Here is a 13,914-nt window from a genome sequence, read left to right as displayed (position 1 = left end):
CGTCGACCCCGGCTTCGACCTCGAGACCCCGACGCCGAACTACCTCGGCGTGAGGTGGCAGGTCACATCTTGTGGCCGGCGGAGCGCAGCTGCTGCGCGGCCTCGACGATGCGGGCGGCCATGCCGGCCTCGGCCTGCTTGCCCCAGGCGCGCGGGTCGTAGGCCTTCTTGTTGCCGACCTCGCCGTCCACCTTGAGGACGCCGTCGTAGTTGCGGAAGAAGTGGTCCGCGACGGGACGCGAGAACGCGTACTGCGTGTCGGTGTCGATGTTCATCTTGATGACACCGTTGTCGACCGCCTCGGAGATCTCCTCGGCCGTGGAGCCCGAACCGCCGTGGAACACGAGGTCGAACGGGTTCTCCTTGCCGATCTCCGAGCCGACGGCCTTCTGGATGTCCGCGAGGATCGACGGGCGCAGCTTCACGGCGCCCGGCTTGTACACGCCGTGCACGTTGCCGAAGGTGAGGGCCGTGAGGTAGCGACCCTTCTCGCCGGCGCCGAGGGCGCGCACGGTGGCGAGGCCGTCCTCGGCCGTCGTGTAGAGCTTCTCGTTGATCTCGGCCTCGTGGCCGTCCTCCTCGCCGCCCACGACGCCGACCTCGATCTCGAGGATGGTGCGCGCGGCCTGCGAGAGCTCGAGCAGCTCGGCGGCGATGACGAGGTTCTCGTCCAGGGGGATGTCCGAGCCGTCGAACATGTGCGACTGGAAGGTCGGGTTCTTGCCGGCCTTCACCTGCTCCGCCTCGAGGGCGAGCAGCGGACGCACCCAGGAGTCGAGGTTCTTCTTGACGCAGTGGTCGGTGTGGATCGCGATGTTCACCGAGTAGTTCTTCGCGACCTCGGTGGCGTAGGCCGCGAGGGCCAGCGAGCCGACGACGCGGTCCTTCACGGTGGAGCCAGACGCGTACTCGGCGCCGCCCACGGAGACCTGGATGATGCCGTCCGACTCGGCCTCGGCGAAGCCCTGGAGAGCGGCGGTCACGGTCTGCGACGAGGTGATGTTGACGGCGGGGTAGGCGAACTTGCCGGCCTTCGCCCGGTCGATCATCTCGGCGTAGACCTCGGGGGTTGCGATAGGCATCTGCGGTACTCCAATGACGGGGCGTACGAGGATGCAGCGGGATGCTTCGTCGCGACGGGCGCCGTGCGACCCGCATGCAACCGGATTTTCTCACGTCCGGGTCATGAGAGTCACATGCCGTCGGCTCCGTGAGACGGAGGGAGCCACCGCGACGCCCAGGCGTGCATCGCGATCGCGCCCGCGGCGCCCGCGTTGAGGGACCTCGTGGAGCCGTGCTGGGTGATGTGCAGGACGTCGGCGCACACCGCCTGCGCCTCCGGCGTCAGGCCGGTGGACTCCTGGCCGAACAGCAGCACGCAGCGGGCGGGCAGGTCGGAGGCCTCCAGCGGCACCGACCCGGGCACGTTGTCGATGCCGATCACGGGCAGGCCGGCCCCGCCGTCCTCCGACGCCGCCCAGGCGGCGAGCGCCGCCGCGTCCGGGTGGTGGTGGGTGTGCAGATAGCGGTCGGTGACCATCGCGCCGCGCCGGTTCCACCGCCGTCGGCCGACGACGTGCACCCCGGCCGCGTTGAACGCGTTGGCCGTGCGCACCACGGAGCCGATGTTGAGGTCGTGCGCCCAGTTCTCGATGGCGACGTGCAGCTCCCGGCCGTCGGGGCGACGGACGTCGAGGTCGGCGACGACGGCCTCGACGGTCCAGTAGCGGTAGCGGTCGACGACGTTGCGGCGGTCGCCGTGCTCCAGCAGCTCGGGGTCGTAGCGCGGGTCCGGCGCACCGTCCGCGCGGCGGGGCCACGCGGACGGGCCGCCGGGCCACGGGCCGACGCCGACCTCGCGCTCGGGCTCGCGCCCGGTGCCGGTCACCGTCCGGCCAGCCACTGGTCGTAGGTGGTCGTGCCCGCCGCGGCGTCCGGCACGAGGTTGCGCCCGGCGCGCAGGAAGTCCCCGAGCGGCCCGGGCAGCGGCACCCCCGCCGGCAGCCGGCGGGAGCCGCGGGCCCGCCGCCACGCGTCCGCCATCGCCCGCGCGTCGAGCACCTGCGGCCCGCCGACGGTGGCGGTCGGCGCGCCCGAGGGGCCCGTGGCGGGCCCGACCCCGAGCGGGTCCTCTCCCTCGGCCGCGTCCACGAGCGCGCGGGCGACGTCGCGCAGGTCGATCGTCTGGAAGCGGCAGCCGCGCGGGTACGGCAACAGCCCGAGCCGCGACCAGGCGCCGAGGCGGCTGCCGCGGCCGAAGAAGAGGTCGAGGAACCCGTGGAACTGGGTGGCCCGCACGACCGTCACCGGCGCGGGCCCGGCCGCGTAAACGCGCTCCTGCTCGGCGTGCGCGCGGTAGTAGGGGTACTCGCTCTGGTCCACCGCCGCGATCGACAGCACGACCGCACGGCCCACGCCCGCGCGGCCGCCCGCGTCCGCGACCCGCCGCGCACCGGTCGTGAACACGGCCTGCGCGCCGGGCGTCATGCCGTTGCTGGTGTCCACCACGGCGTCGGCGCCGTCGAACGCGGCGGTCAGCGCCGCGCTCACGGCCGCGTCGTCGTCCGCGAGCAGGTCCACCGCGTGGTGCGCCGCCCCGCCCAGCTCCGCGACGTCCTCCGGGCGCCGCCGCGACACCACGCGCACGTCGTGCCCCCGCGCCCCGGCCTCGCGCACGACGGCCCGGCCCGCCTGGCCGGTCCCGCCCACCACCACGATCGTCGTCATGCGCCCATCCTGGCCGACGCACGGGGACGCCCACGCACACGGGCGGCCCGCGCACTAGGGTTGGCGCGTGAGCGAACGACGGATCGAGTGCTGGCTGACCGACATGGACGGTGTCCTCGTGCACGAGGGGCAGGCCATCCCCGGGGCGCCGGAGTTCATCCGCGCGCTGCGCGACGCGGAGCGGCCGTTCCTCGTGCTCACGAACAACTCGATCTTCACGCCGCGCGACCTGCGCGCCCGCCTCGCGACGTCGGGCATCGACGTGCCGGAGGAGGCGATCTGGACGTCCGCGCTGGCCACCGGGCAGTTCCTCACCGACCAGATCCCCAACGGCTCGGCGTACGTGATCGGCGAGGCCGGCCTCACGACCGCCCTCTACGAGGCGGGGTACACGCTCACCGAGTCGAACCCGGACTACGTGGTGCTCGGCGAGACCCGCACCTACTCGTTCACGGCCATCACCAAGGCGATCCGCCTCGTGCGCGACGGCGCCCGCTTCATCGCCACCAACCCGGACACCACCGGGCCGTCGGCCGAGGGCCCGCTGCCCGCCACGGGCGCGGTCGCCGCGATGATCCAGGCCGCCACCGGCCGCTCGCCGTACTACGTGGGCAAGCCGAACCCGATGATGTTCCGCTCCGCCCTCAACCGCATCGACGCCCACTCCGAGGTGACGGCGATGATCGGCGACCGCATGGACACCGACGTCGTCGCCGGGATCGAGGCGGGGCTCGAGACCTTCCTGGTCATGACCGGCTCCACCTCGGCGGCCGAGGTCGACACGTACCCGTTCCGGCCGTCGCACGTCGTGGACTCCATCGCGGACCTCATCGGCCGTGTCTGACGACGCACCGGTCCCCGGGCCAAGGGATTCCCGGAGACGACGCGGCACCTGGCCCGCGGTGCTCTCGATCGTGGTCGGCGCCGGCATGATCGCCTGGGTGCTGACCCGCCCCGTGGGCTACGCGTCGTTCGGCTGGTTCGCGTACGCCCCGCTCTCCGACACGGCGTTCGTCCCGGGGACGTCGAGGTGGGTGCTGATGTGGGTGCTGTTCGGGCTGGGCACCCTGCTGGTGGGGCTGGGCGCAGGGTTCCTGCTCGGGCGCCGCCGCGGCTGACGCACCGTCGGGTCAGCGCGGCGCGTACGCCGCGGCCCGCGCGACGAGGCGGGCGACGTCGTCGACGACGTCCAGGTCCTGGTGGCCCTTGCGCCACCACAGCAGGGTGTCGCCGTCGAGCCGCAGCCGGCCGCCGTGCAGCGCGTCCACGCCCTGGCGGGCGAGGTCCGCGCCGCCGCCGTCGCCGAGCCACGCGCGGGCGGTGCGCTCGCTCTCGGAGCTCACGCGGAACGCGCGGTCGAAGTCCGGCACGCCGACCTCGACGTCGGCCCGCAGCGCGTCGGCGAGGCCCGCGGCGGAGACCTCCACCGTGCCGTGCGCGCGGTCGAGACGCGTGACGACCAGGTGGTACGGGTCGGTCAGCGTCGCCGGGCCGGACTCCCGGGCGCCGGTCTCGGTGATCGTGCCGGCGGAGCGGCGCTGCACGCCCAGCTCGAGGGTCCACAGGTCTCGACCGTCCACCCGGCTGCGCAGCACCTCGCCGATCGTGTGCCCGACGTCGCTCGCGAGCGGCTCGCGCTTCGGGAACGACCGCACGTCGCGTGGCACGTCGGGCTGCCCGGCGCCGCCGTACGCCGTCCACCGCCCGGCCGCGACGAGCCGGTCGACGTCCTCGCCCCGCCGCACGACGAAGCGGCGCTGGGCGCGCAGGTAACCCAGCCCGCCGACGACGGCGGCCACGGGCACGAGGACGTAAGCGACCCACAGGTCGAACACCCCGAGCGCCGCGAGCACGACCGCCGCGACCACGACCACCATCGGCGCGACCAGGAGCGCCGGGCTCGGCCGTCGCGCGGCAGGTCCGCTCACGCGAGGCCCAGGTCGGCCAGGTCGTAGAGGTAGTGGTAGGGCACGCCGAGGGCCTCGATCTTCTCGCCGGCGCCGGTGGCGCGGTCGACGATCGTGGCGCAGCCGAGCACCTCGGCCCCCGCGGCGCGCAGCGCCTCGATCGCCGTGATGGGCGACCCGCCGGTCGTCGTCGTGTCCTCGAGGACCACGACCTTGCGGCCCGCGACCTCGGGACCCTCGATCTGCCGCTGCATGCCGTGCGCCTTCGCCGCCTTGCGGACGACGAACGCGTCGAGGTCCTGCCCGCGCGACGCCGCGGCGTGCAGCAGGGCGTCCGCGATCGGGTCGGCGCCGAGCGTCAGGCCGCCGACGGCGTCCACCTCCGCCGTGCCGAGGCCGACCTCCTCGAGGTGGTCGAGCAGCACGTGGCCCACCAGCGGGGCGGCGCGGTGGTGCAGCGTGATGCGGCGCAGGTCGACGTAGTAGTCGGCCTCCTTGCCGGAGGACAGCGTCACCTTGCCGTGCACGACGGCGAGCTCGGTGATGAGGTCGCGCAGCTGCTCGCGGGGCGTGGGGCCGAAGGCGGTATCCGAGGAGGTCACCCGGTCATCGTACCGACGGCCTCGGGCCCGACCGCGGGGGCGCCGTCCACCTGGAGCGCGACCACCGCCACGTCGTCGGCACCCCGGATCGGCGTGCTCCGCGCCAGCACGCAGTCGGCCAGCCGCTCGAGCCGCGCGTCCACCACCTGTTCCACGTCCTCACGCAGGTGCTCCAGGGAGTCCACCAGCGGCTCGCCCCGCCGCTCGACGAGGCCGTCCGTGAACAGCAGCAGCGACGCGCCGGGTGCCAGCACGAGGGTCGACTCCGGCCGCGCCTCGGGCAGCCGCAGCCCGAACAGCCGGCCAGGACGCTCGCCGTGGAGCTCGGCGCCGAGGTCGGCACGCCGCACCAGCGGCGGCAGGGACCCGGCGCGGGCCCAGGTGACGCGCCGCGACCCGTCGGGCGCGGGCGGCTCGACGACGGCGACCGTGATCGCCGCGAACGCCTCGATGCGCAGCACGGCGGCGGCGCGCTCGGCCCGGTCGAGGATCGCGGCAGGGCCCGCGTCGTCCTCGACCGCGACGGTGCGCAGCACGCCCTTGAGGTGCGACATCGTGGCCGCCGCGTCGACGTCGTGCCCCGCCACGTCGCCCACGACGAGCACCGCCCGACCCGACTCCCGGAGCACGACGTCGTACCAGTCGCCGCCCACCCGCGTGATCCGGTTGGCCGGCTGGTACCGGACGTCCACGGCGAGCCCGGGGACCTTCGGCGGCGGGATGAGCACCGAGGACTGCAGGGTGACTGCCGCGTCGCGCTCGGCGGCGGCGTTCGCCCGCATGCGCGCCACCGTGCTGTGCCACGACAAGCGCTCCGGTGTGGCGTAGCCGTCGGTGCCCTCGACGTCGGCCGCGTCGACCTCCTCCACCCGGACCACGACGGCACGGACGGCGGCGTCGCCCGCACGCGTGACCGGCAGCGCGAGGAGCATCCAGTACCGCGGTCCCGTCTCGCCCGTGCGCGGGTCGGGCAGGTCCCACCGGGTCGGCTCGACGACCTCGGGCATGCCCGTGCGCAGGCACCGGGCGATGGCGTCCATGGCATGGGGCACGGGCGGAGGGCCGCCCGGCACCTGCGCCAGCGCGTCGGCCAGCGTGCGCCCGACCAGCGCGTCCACCGGCATGCCGAGCAGCTCGGTGTACGAGCGGTTGGCGTCGAGCACGACGAGGTCGGGGTCCAGCACGATCTTCGGCACGGCCAGCGCGTCGAAGAGGTCGCGGTAGTCCAGCGCGTCGCCGCCGGGGAGGGCGCTCCGACCGTCCCCGGTGTCCGTCGCAGGTGCTCGCCCCCCGATCACATCTCCATCGTGGGGCAGGCGGCCGGATCTCGCCCAGCCTCGGTGCAGGCCGTGGTCAGCGGTACTTGCCGACGGCACGGACCGCGGCGCGCGGGGCCAGGCGCAGCAGGGCCGCGGCCGCCTTGTAGCGGACCGACGGTGTCGAGAGGACGACGCCGCGCCGCACGTCCGCGAGCGCCTCGGAGACGACGGTCGGGGCGTCGAGCCAGCCGGCGTCCGGGATCGTGGACATGTCCACGCCCGCCCGGTCGTGGAACTCGGTGCGCACGAACCCGGGGCTCACCACCGTGGCGGTGACGCCGGTGCCCTTGAGCTCGACGGCCAGGCCCTCCGTGAACGACCGGACGTACGCCTTCGCCGCGGCGTAGGTGCCGCCGGCGGTCAGCGCGGCGATCGAGCCCACGTTGAGGATGGCGCCGCGCCCGCGGCCCGTCATCTGCCCGGCGGCCGCGTGCGAGAGCACGAGCACCGCCCGGACCATGACGTCCAGGGCGGAGAGCTCGACGGCGAGGTCGCCGCGCACGAAGGACTGCGCCGTCGCGAACCCGGCGTTGTTGACGAGCAGGCCCACCGGGCGCCGGTCGTCGCCCTCCTCGTCGCCGGTGACGGCGAGCCGCGCCGCGACCCGCTCCAGGTCCTGCTTGACGGACAGGTCCGCCGGCAGCACCTCCACCCGCACGCCCGCCGCCGCGCGCACCTGCGCGGCGACCTGCTCCAGGCGGTCGGCGTCACGCGCGACGACGACCACGTCGTGTCGCGCCGTGGCGAGCTGCCAGACGAACTCCAGACCGAGGCCGGCGGTGGCGCCGGTGACGAGCGCGGTACCCATGGGGGCAGCCTAGAGGGCGGACGCGGCGGGGTTGACCCTCACGCGACGTGAGGGCCCACGCTGGCCGCATGACCGACACCACCTTCCCCGCGTTCTTCCCCGCGTTCAGCATCGGCCCCGTGCCGCGTCCCGGCCCCGGCGTGCAGCCGCCGGAGCAGTTCCGCGGCATCTACGGCATGCCGATGTTCGTCAACGTCCCGACCGCCGACCTCGAGGCCTCCACCGACTTCTGGGTGCGCGGCCTCGGCTTCTTCGAGCTCTTCGCCGCCCCCGGCACGGTGGTGCACCTGCGCCGGTGGGCGTTCCAGGACGTGCTGCTCGTGCCCGCGACGCCCGCCGCCGAGGCCGGCCCCCTGAGCGTGAGCTTCTCGTGCGTGCAGGGCGAGATCGACGAGATCGCGGCCGCGTGCGAGCGCGTCGCGCCCGGGTCGGCGAGCGGCCCTCGGCTGCAGCCGTGGGGCACCCTCGACCTGGAGGTCGTGACCCCCGAGCGGACGCGCGTCGTCATGACCGCCGCCCGCCCGTGGGACCCGGCGGGCCCGGAGGCGCAGACCGTGCGCGACGAGCTGGGTTTCGGCGCCGAGGGCTGATGCGGCGGGCAGACTGGTCGCCATGACGACCCGCCTCACCGTCGGCGCCGCGGCGCGGGCCGCGGGCGTCACGGTCCGGACGCTGCACCACTGGGACGCCGTGGGCCTGGTCCACCCGTCGGCGCGCACGGCCGCGGGCTACCGGCTGTACACGGCGTCGGACCTCACGCGCGCGCACCGCGTCGTCCTGTACCGCGAGCTCGGCGTGCCGCTCGACGAGATCGGCGCGCTGCTCGACTCCCCGCGGGGCGCGGACGCGTCCCTGCGCCGCCAGCGCGACCTCGTGCGCGAGCGGCTGGGCCGGCTGGAGCGTGCGGCCGAGGCCCTCGACCGGCTGGTCGAGGCGCGCGAGCGCGGCGTCCTGCTGTCCCCCGAGGAGCAGGTCGCCCTGTTCGGCGCCAACTGGCAGCCGTCGTGGGCGGCCGGGGCCCGCGCACGCTGGGGCGACACCGACCAGTGGGCCCAGTTCGCGGAGCGGTCGGCCGAGCGCACCCCCGAGGAGTGGCGGGAGGTCGCCGCCGAGGCCGAACGCGTCCTCGACGACCTCGCGGACGCGTTCGGCCGCGGCGTCGCGCCCGGCAGTGCCGAGGCCGACGCCCTGGCCGAGCGCCATCGTGCATCGCTCGGCGCCTACTTCGACGTCACACCCTCGATGCACGTCGTCATCGGGCGCATGTACGCCGCCGACCCCGACTTCACCGCCCAGCACGACCGACGCCGCCCCGGCCTGACGGCGTGGCTGCGCGAGGTCATCGACGCCGGTGCCCGCACGCACGGCGTCGACCCCGACACGGCGACGTGGGAATGAGCTCCCGAGGGCGTCGGCGACCGCCGGTAGCCTGGCGCCCGTGCGCCTCGCGACCTGGAACGTCAACTCCGTCCGTGCCCGCGTCGACCGGGTGATCGCCTTCCTGGAGCGCTCGGGCACGGACGTGCTCGCCATCCAGGAGACCAAGTGCCGGGACGAGCAGTTCCCCCACGCGGCGTTCGAGGCCGCCGGCTACCAGGTGGCGCACACCGGGCACTCGGCGTGGAACGGCGTCGCCATCGCGTCCCGGGTCGGGATCACCGACGTCGAGACGTCCTTCCCGGGCCAGCCGGGGTTCGCCAAGCCCGCCGCGGCCGCTGACGCCGCACCGGCCGGCGCACCCGACGAGGCCCCGGACCCGACGCCCGACGAGGCGCCGGCCACCCTGCTCGACGTGCCGCCGCCGATCGAGGCGCGCGCCCTCGGCGCCACCTGCGGCGGCGTGCGCGTGTGGTCCCTGTACGTGCCGCACGGCCGCGCGATCGGCGACCCGCACTACGCGTACAAGCTGGCGTGGCTGGGCGCGCTGCGCGACGCCGCGTCCGGCTGGCTCGCCGCCGATCCCCGCACTCCGGTCGCGCTGGTCGGCGACTGGAACGTCATCCCGCTCGACACGGACGTCTACGACCCGGCCGCGTTCGAGGGCCACACCCACGTGACCCCCGCCGAGCGGGAGGCCTTCACGGCGTTCGCGACCGCCGGCTACACCGAGGTGACGCGCGAGCACCTGCCCGCCGAGCACACCTACACGTACTGGGACTACCAGCAGCTCGCGTTCCCCCGGAACAAGGGTCTGCGCATCGACTTCGCCTACGCCTCCCCCGCCGTGCGCGAGCGCGTCACCGCCGTCGCCATCGACCGTGACGAGCGCAAGGGCAAGGGCGCCAGCGACCACGTCCCGGTGATCCTCGACCTCGCCGACCCGGCCTGACGCGCACGGAGCACGTCGTGACCCAGGACCCGAACCCGCACGACCGCGCGCAGGGCCCTGCATCCGACCCTGCACCCGACGCCGCACCCGACGCCGCGCCGACCCCCGCCGAGCCGGTCTTCGCCGCGCCGACGCCGGCGGGCGTGCTGCCCGCGGACGGCCTCGCCGGCCTGGGCCTGCCGGGCACGGGCGACGACGGCGCGCCCCCGCCCCGCGACGGCGCACGGCCCCGGGCCGGGGGCGGCGCCTCGGCCCGGGCGCGCCGCGGCGTGCGTCGCGCGGCCGTGGCGGTGGTGGCGCTCGCCGTCGTCGGCGGCGCCGTCGCGATCGGGGTCACGACGGCACGCGACCGGGCGACCGCGCCCGTGCCGGCCGCGGTGACCGGGGCGCGCGAGGTGAACGCGGCGCAGCTCGTGCTCGGGTCCTGCCTGCGGCACCTGCCGCCCGGCGACGTCGGCCGGGTGACCGTCGTGCCGTGCGCGGGCGAGCACGGGGCACAGGTGGTGGGGCGCACGGACTCCGCGGCCGGCGCCGTGTGGCCCGGTCACGACGCGCTGGTGCGCAAGGCGTCCGCCGACTGCGGCCCCGGCCTGCTGGGCACCGCGGGCCGCGACGCGGAGGGGCTGACCTTCGTCGTCCTCACCCCGTCGGAGGCCGGCTGGGCGGCCGGCGACCGCACGGGACTGTGCGTCGCCGTGTCGGAGACTCCCGGGACGGTCGACCTGCTGGCCTGAGGACGGTCGACGTCTCCGATATCCCCCCACGGGTGGATTCTTACAGTGATCTTGGTCACATCCGGTATCACGCGACCGCGTCCGGTTCGCTCCGGGTTGACCGGACTCGTCCAGCACGGATGCCCACCGCCCCCCGCGCCAGCGACACGCGGGGCCTGTTATCGGAACGTGACCTCGAAGGGTCCGCGGGGTTAGCGTCCCTCGACCGCACCTGCCACGGGTGCCGGCCGACCGGGACGCAGCCGAGTGCTGCCGGCGTCCCGGTGACCACGAACCTCACGGCAGCAGCGGGAGACCCACTTCCGGCCGGCCGCCCGGGCACACCGCCCGGACGCTCCCGGCCTTGGGGTTCAGCCACCTCTGGTGGCGGGCCAACGATCTCGGCCTCACCCGACAGCTCATCTCGCAGGCTGGAGGTCACGCCCCATGTCCACGTCCCCTGCCTCCGCGCGCCCCGGCACCGCCGCCGCGGCCGCTCGCCGGCCCCGCCGGGCGATCATCGCCCTCGCCGTCGCCGGCGCCCTCACGGGTGGCGGTCTCGTCGCCGTCGCCCCCCACGCGTCCGCCGCCACCGGCGCCACCTCCGCGAACGTCGGTTCCGCGAACCTCGGCTCGGTGGCCGTGCAGGCCGCCAAGGGTTACAAGTCGACCGTCACGCTCAAGGTCGCCCGGAAGAAGACCGTCGTCAAGCACATGAGCGCCTCGAAGCGCCCGACCTACACCGTGACCGCCACCCGTTCCGGCAAGGCCGTGGCCGGGAAGGCCAAGCTCCTCGTCAACGGGAAGTCGGTCTCCACCCGCACGCTGCACAAGGGCAAGGCGACCTTCAACCCGAACTGGTCGATGCACAAGGTCGGCAAGAACAAGATGCAGATCTTCGTCCTGCCGAGCAGCTCGAAGCTCCGCAAGGTCGGCACGTCCGCCGTCACCGCGACCGCGAAGCGCGCCGGTTCGCCCGTCGTCGCGATCGCGAAGACGAAGGTCGGCGCCCGCTACGTCTCCGGCGCCACCGGTCCGAGCTCGTTCGACTGCTCCGGCTTCACCTCCTACGTGTACAAGAAGGCGATCGGCAAGAAGCTGCCGCGCACGTCGTCCGCGCAGAAGCACGTCGGCAAGAAGGTCTCGCGCAAGAACGCCAAGCCCGGCGACCTGATCTGGTCGCCCGGCCACGTGGCCATCTACATCGGCAACGGCAAGCAGATCGACGCCGGCAACCCGCGCGTCGGCGTCGTCAAGCGCAGCATCTGGCAGTCGAACCCGACGTTCATCCGGGTCAGCAGCAAGGCGGTCTGACCTCCCGAAGCACCCGTCGAGCCCCCGGCCTCCGCCACGCGAGGTCGGGGGCTCGACGCCTGTGGTCTCAGCCCGGCGGGGCGGGCCAGGAGTTGCCCCGCGCGACGACGTCGTCGCCCAGCTTCGCCGCGACGTCGTTGCCCGACGCCGTGTTGTCGCGCACCACCGCCGCCGCGGTCACCAGGAAGAACCCGGCCGCGCCGTTGTCCCGCGCCGTGTTCCCTACCAGCCGGATCGCCCCGGCGTTGCCGCCGTCCGCGAAGCCGTGGTGCCCGTTGCCCCACGCCTCGTTCCCCTCGACGACGTGCGCCACCGCGGGCGGGTCGTCCCCGCCGCCCAGGGTGTAGCCGCCCCCGTTGCCGTGCCAGCCCTCGATGCCCCACCGATCGACGCCGTTGCCGAACGACTCGTTCCCGCGCAGCGTCACCGGGCTCGCGAACTCGCCCAGGTCGACGCCGTCGTCGGCGTTGTCGAAGAAGCGGTTGTCCTCCACCACGTTCCCGGCGCCCGAGCCGAACTTGATCCCGAGCCCCTGCCCGGCGTCGCCGCGGGAGGCGTCGTCGTGGTTGTCGTAGAACTCGCTGTCACGGACGACGTTGTGGGCCGTCCCCGCGCCGCGCAGCTCGAGGCCCGAGCGCGTGTTCGCGTGCACGCGCAGCCGCTGGAACACCCCGCCCACGCAGGACACGCAGAGGTAGCCGTGGCTCCGCGAGCCGCGGACCTCGAGGTCCTGGACCGTCCAGTGGTCGGCCTCCTGCACGAGGGGCCACTCGTCGGCGGGCACGCCCGCGAGGTCCACCACCGCCCGCTCGTCGCGGTAGCCGCTCAGCGTGATCCGGTCGCCCGGGGCGGCGTCGGTCGTGATCGACAGCGGCTCCTCGACGCGGTAGGTGCCGCCCCGCACCGCGATCACCTGGCCGGGCCGGACCACCGCCACCGCGTGGGCCACGGTGGCGAACGGGCGCGCCCAGCTGCCGTCCGCCGTGTCGGAGCCGTCGGGCGCGACGTACAGGTCGGCGGTGGGCACGCCCGACGTCGGCCCGTCGGGCGGCGGCTCCGCGGCCGGCGCCGCGACCGGGTCGACCGGTGCCGAGGGCACCGGCGCGTGCGACGCCGCCACCACAGGTGCCGCGTGCTCGGGTCCCGGCAGCACCACCGTCGTGACCGCCGCCCCGCCGCCGGCCACGACGACCGCCGTCGCGGTCACCGCCGCCACCGGGCGCGCGACCAGCGCGTCCCACCCGTCGCGCAGCTGCCCCGCGAGGGCGTGCCACCACCCGGGCGGGGCCGGCGCCCCGGCGTCGAGGAGCCCGCGCACGACGTCGTGCGCCGCCCCCGCCGGGATCGCCACCAGGCCGATCGCGGGAACCAGCCGCTCCGGCGGCACCAGGGTCGTGGCGAGGCCGGAGCATGCCGGGCAGTCCCGCACGTGGCGGCCCAGCCGTTTGCGCCACAGGGGCGACGGCGCGCCGTCCCAGCCGGCGGCCGCGCTGTCCAGACCCTTGCAGCGGGGGACCGCGTCGAGCGCGAGGCCGATGCCCCGGGCCGTGGCGAGCTGCGCCCGCATCCGCTGCACCCGCACCGCGGCGTGGCGCCGGCCGACGCCGAGCGCGCGGGCGAGATCGCCCCGGCCGAGCCCGCCGCACAGCTCCTGCCACCACAGGCCGAGGACGCCCTGGTGCACCGGGTCGAGCCAGCGGCCCGCCGTGACCAGGCCGCGCCGCTGGTCGGCGACGACGACGTCCACGGTCGCCCGCACGTCGGGCGAGGGCCCCGGGTCCGCGACCCGGGCCAGCGTCGGGTCGGCGGGGACGGGGCGACCGCGGCGGGCGCGGTGGTGCTCCTGCATCTGCCGGTAGGCGATCGTCACCAGCCACGACCGGAACCGGGCGGGGTCGCGCAAGGCGCCCAGCGACGTCACGGCCCGCAGCATGGTCTCCTGCACGACGTCGTCGACGTCGGCCGCGCAGGTCCCGTCGTCACCGAGCCCCCGCGCGACGACGCCGCGCACGAGCGGCAGGTGCTCGGCGAGGAGGTCCCCGAGGGCGGTGTGGTCGCCGCCCTGGGCGCGGACCACCCGGTCGGCCGTCGCGTCCACGTCGTGCTCCGTCCTCGTCGCCGGCCGGTCCGCGCCGTCGTCGGACCGCCTGCATGCTAGCGAGCGGTGCATCGATGAAAAAGTGTTGTCGTCGTCC

The 13,914-nt window shown here is 75.1% G+C and carries 15 protein-coding genes; 7 read left to right on the top strand and 8 right to left on the bottom strand.

Going from position 1 to position 13,914, the window contains the following annotated elements; translation table 11 throughout:
• Window positions 1-62: 62 nt before the first annotated feature.
• The 3 genes from fbaA to ACFQ8E_RS16785 all read right to left on the bottom strand — a co-directional run bounded on the left by fbaA (window position 63) and on the right by ACFQ8E_RS16785 (window position 2,727).
• A complete protein-coding gene (gene fbaA, locus ACFQ8E_RS16795) occupies window positions 63-1,082 on the bottom strand; it encodes a class II fructose-bisphosphate aldolase (protein WP_429766120.1) in 1,020 nt (339 codons plus the stop codon).
• A 110-nt stretch (window positions 1,083-1,192) separates the two neighbouring features.
• Entirely contained in the window at window positions 1,193-1,888 is a 696-nt protein-coding gene (locus ACFQ8E_RS16790; protein WP_430551705.1) for a TrmH family RNA methyltransferase, read from the bottom strand.
• On the bottom strand, window positions 1,885-2,727 hold the full coding sequence (locus ACFQ8E_RS16785) for an SDR family oxidoreductase (protein WP_430551704.1): 843 nt from the start codon (window positions 2,725-2,727) through the stop codon (window positions 1,885-1,887). Before ACFQ8E_RS16785 ends, ACFQ8E_RS16790 begins: the two co-directional genes overlap by 4 nt.
• Window positions 2,728-2,830: 103 nt before the next feature.
• Between ACFQ8E_RS16785 and ACFQ8E_RS16780 the strand changes: the two genes are divergently transcribed.
• Both ACFQ8E_RS16780 and ACFQ8E_RS16775 read left to right on the top strand, forming a co-directional pair.
• Entirely contained in the window at window positions 2,831-3,571 is a 741-nt protein-coding gene (locus ACFQ8E_RS16780; protein WP_429735840.1) for an HAD-IIA family hydrolase, read from the top strand.
• Between the two features lie 58 nt (window positions 3,572-3,629).
• Complete coding sequence (locus tag ACFQ8E_RS16775) at window positions 3,630-3,845, top strand: hypothetical protein (RefSeq protein ID WP_430551703.1); 216 nt, start codon at window positions 3,630-3,632, stop codon at window positions 3,843-3,845.
• A 12-nt stretch (window positions 3,846-3,857) separates the two neighbouring features.
• On the opposite strand, the gene ACFQ8E_RS16770 is transcribed toward ACFQ8E_RS16775, so the two are convergent.
• From ACFQ8E_RS16770 to ACFQ8E_RS16755, 4 genes are read right to left on the bottom strand one after another with little or no spacing between them, the layout of a single operon-like run.
• Window positions 3,858-4,655, bottom strand: coding sequence for a hypothetical protein (locus tag ACFQ8E_RS16770; protein ID WP_430551702.1), 798 nt, complete (start codon window positions 4,653-4,655; stop codon window positions 3,858-3,860).
• Entirely contained in the window at window positions 4,652-5,236 is a 585-nt protein-coding gene (pyrE, locus tag ACFQ8E_RS16765; RefSeq protein ID WP_430551701.1) for an orotate phosphoribosyltransferase, read from the bottom strand. The genes ACFQ8E_RS16770 and pyrE overlap by 4 nt, the downstream gene beginning before the upstream one ends.
• Complete coding sequence (locus ACFQ8E_RS16760; RefSeq protein ID WP_430551700.1) at window positions 5,233-6,534, bottom strand: SpoIIE family protein phosphatase; 1,302 nt, start codon at window positions 6,532-6,534, stop codon at window positions 5,233-5,235. The genes pyrE and ACFQ8E_RS16760 overlap by 4 nt, the downstream gene beginning before the upstream one ends.
• Window positions 6,535-6,589: 55 nt before the next feature.
• Complete coding sequence (locus ACFQ8E_RS16755) at window positions 6,590-7,363, bottom strand: SDR family NAD(P)-dependent oxidoreductase (protein ID WP_430551699.1); 774 nt, start codon at window positions 7,361-7,363, stop codon at window positions 6,590-6,592.
• Window positions 7,364-7,431: 68 nt separating this feature from the next.
• Here ACFQ8E_RS16755 and ACFQ8E_RS16750 point away from each other — a divergent pair, with 68 nt between their 5' ends.
• The 5 genes from ACFQ8E_RS16750 to ACFQ8E_RS16730 all read left to right on the top strand — a co-directional run bounded on the left by ACFQ8E_RS16750 (window position 7,432) and on the right by ACFQ8E_RS16730 (window position 11,719).
• The gene (locus ACFQ8E_RS16750) at window positions 7,432-7,953 is read left to right on the top strand and encodes a VOC family protein (RefSeq protein WP_430551698.1); all 522 of its coding nucleotides are present in this window, start codon (window positions 7,432-7,434) and stop codon (window positions 7,951-7,953) included.
• A 22-nt stretch (window positions 7,954-7,975) separates the two neighbouring features.
• Window positions 7,976-8,761 (top strand): MerR family transcriptional regulator, encoded by a 786-nt coding sequence (locus ACFQ8E_RS16745; protein WP_430551697.1) that lies wholly within the window; start codon window positions 7,976-7,978, stop codon window positions 8,759-8,761.
• Window positions 8,762-8,801: 40 nt separating this feature from the next.
• Window positions 8,802-9,692: an exodeoxyribonuclease III gene (locus ACFQ8E_RS16740; RefSeq protein WP_430551696.1), complete on the top strand. Its 891-nt coding sequence runs from the start codon at window positions 8,802-8,804 to the stop codon at window positions 9,690-9,692.
• Between the two features lie 17 nt (window positions 9,693-9,709).
• The gene (locus ACFQ8E_RS16735; RefSeq protein ID WP_430551695.1) at window positions 9,710-10,426 is read left to right on the top strand and encodes a septum formation family protein; all 717 of its coding nucleotides are present in this window, start codon (window positions 9,710-9,712) and stop codon (window positions 10,424-10,426) included.
• A 426-nt stretch (window positions 10,427-10,852) separates the two neighbouring features.
• Window positions 10,853-11,719, top strand: coding sequence for a C40 family peptidase (locus ACFQ8E_RS16730; protein ID WP_430551694.1), 867 nt, complete (start codon window positions 10,853-10,855; stop codon window positions 11,717-11,719).
• Between the two features lie 67 nt (window positions 11,720-11,786).
• Here ACFQ8E_RS16730 and ACFQ8E_RS16725 read toward each other — a convergent pair whose 3' ends face one another.
• Window positions 11,787-13,817, bottom strand: a complete 2,031-nt coding sequence (locus ACFQ8E_RS16725) for a sigma-70 family RNA polymerase sigma factor (protein ID WP_430551693.1) — start codon at window positions 13,815-13,817, stop codon at window positions 11,787-11,789.
• Window positions 13,818-13,914 lie beyond the last annotated feature (97 nt).

The sequence above is a fragment of the Isoptericola sp. NPDC056573 genome (genome assembly GCF_042793335.1).
Taxonomy (GTDB): domain Bacteria; phylum Actinomycetota; class Actinomycetes; order Actinomycetales; family Cellulomonadaceae; genus Isoptericola.
This window is presented reverse-complemented; position numbering and strand designations above follow the sequence as displayed.

Coding starts and splice junctions, on each gene's coding strand:
- fbaA (WP_429766120.1), bottom strand. CDS start 1,082: ATGCCTATCGCAACCCCCGAGGTCTACGCCGAGATGATCGACCGGGCG.
- ACFQ8E_RS16785 (WP_430551704.1), bottom strand. CDS start 2,727: ATGACGACGATCGTGGTGGTGGGCGGGACCGGCCAGGCGGGCCGGGCC.
- ACFQ8E_RS16780 (WP_429735840.1), top strand. CDS start 2,831: ATGGACGGTGTCCTCGTGCACGAGGGGCAGGCCATCCCCGGGGCGCCG.
- ACFQ8E_RS16755 (WP_430551699.1), bottom strand. CDS start 7,363: ATGGGTACCGCGCTCGTCACCGGCGCCACCGCCGGCCTCGGTCTGGAG.
- ACFQ8E_RS16750 (WP_430551698.1), top strand. CDS start 7,432: ATGACCGACACCACCTTCCCCGCGTTCTTCCCCGCGTTCAGCATCGGC.
- ACFQ8E_RS16745 (WP_430551697.1), top strand. CDS start 7,976: ATGACGACCCGCCTCACCGTCGGCGCCGCGGCGCGGGCCGCGGGCGTC.
- ACFQ8E_RS16730 (WP_430551694.1), top strand. CDS start 10,853: ATGTCCACGTCCCCTGCCTCCGCGCGCCCCGGCACCGCCGCCGCGGCC.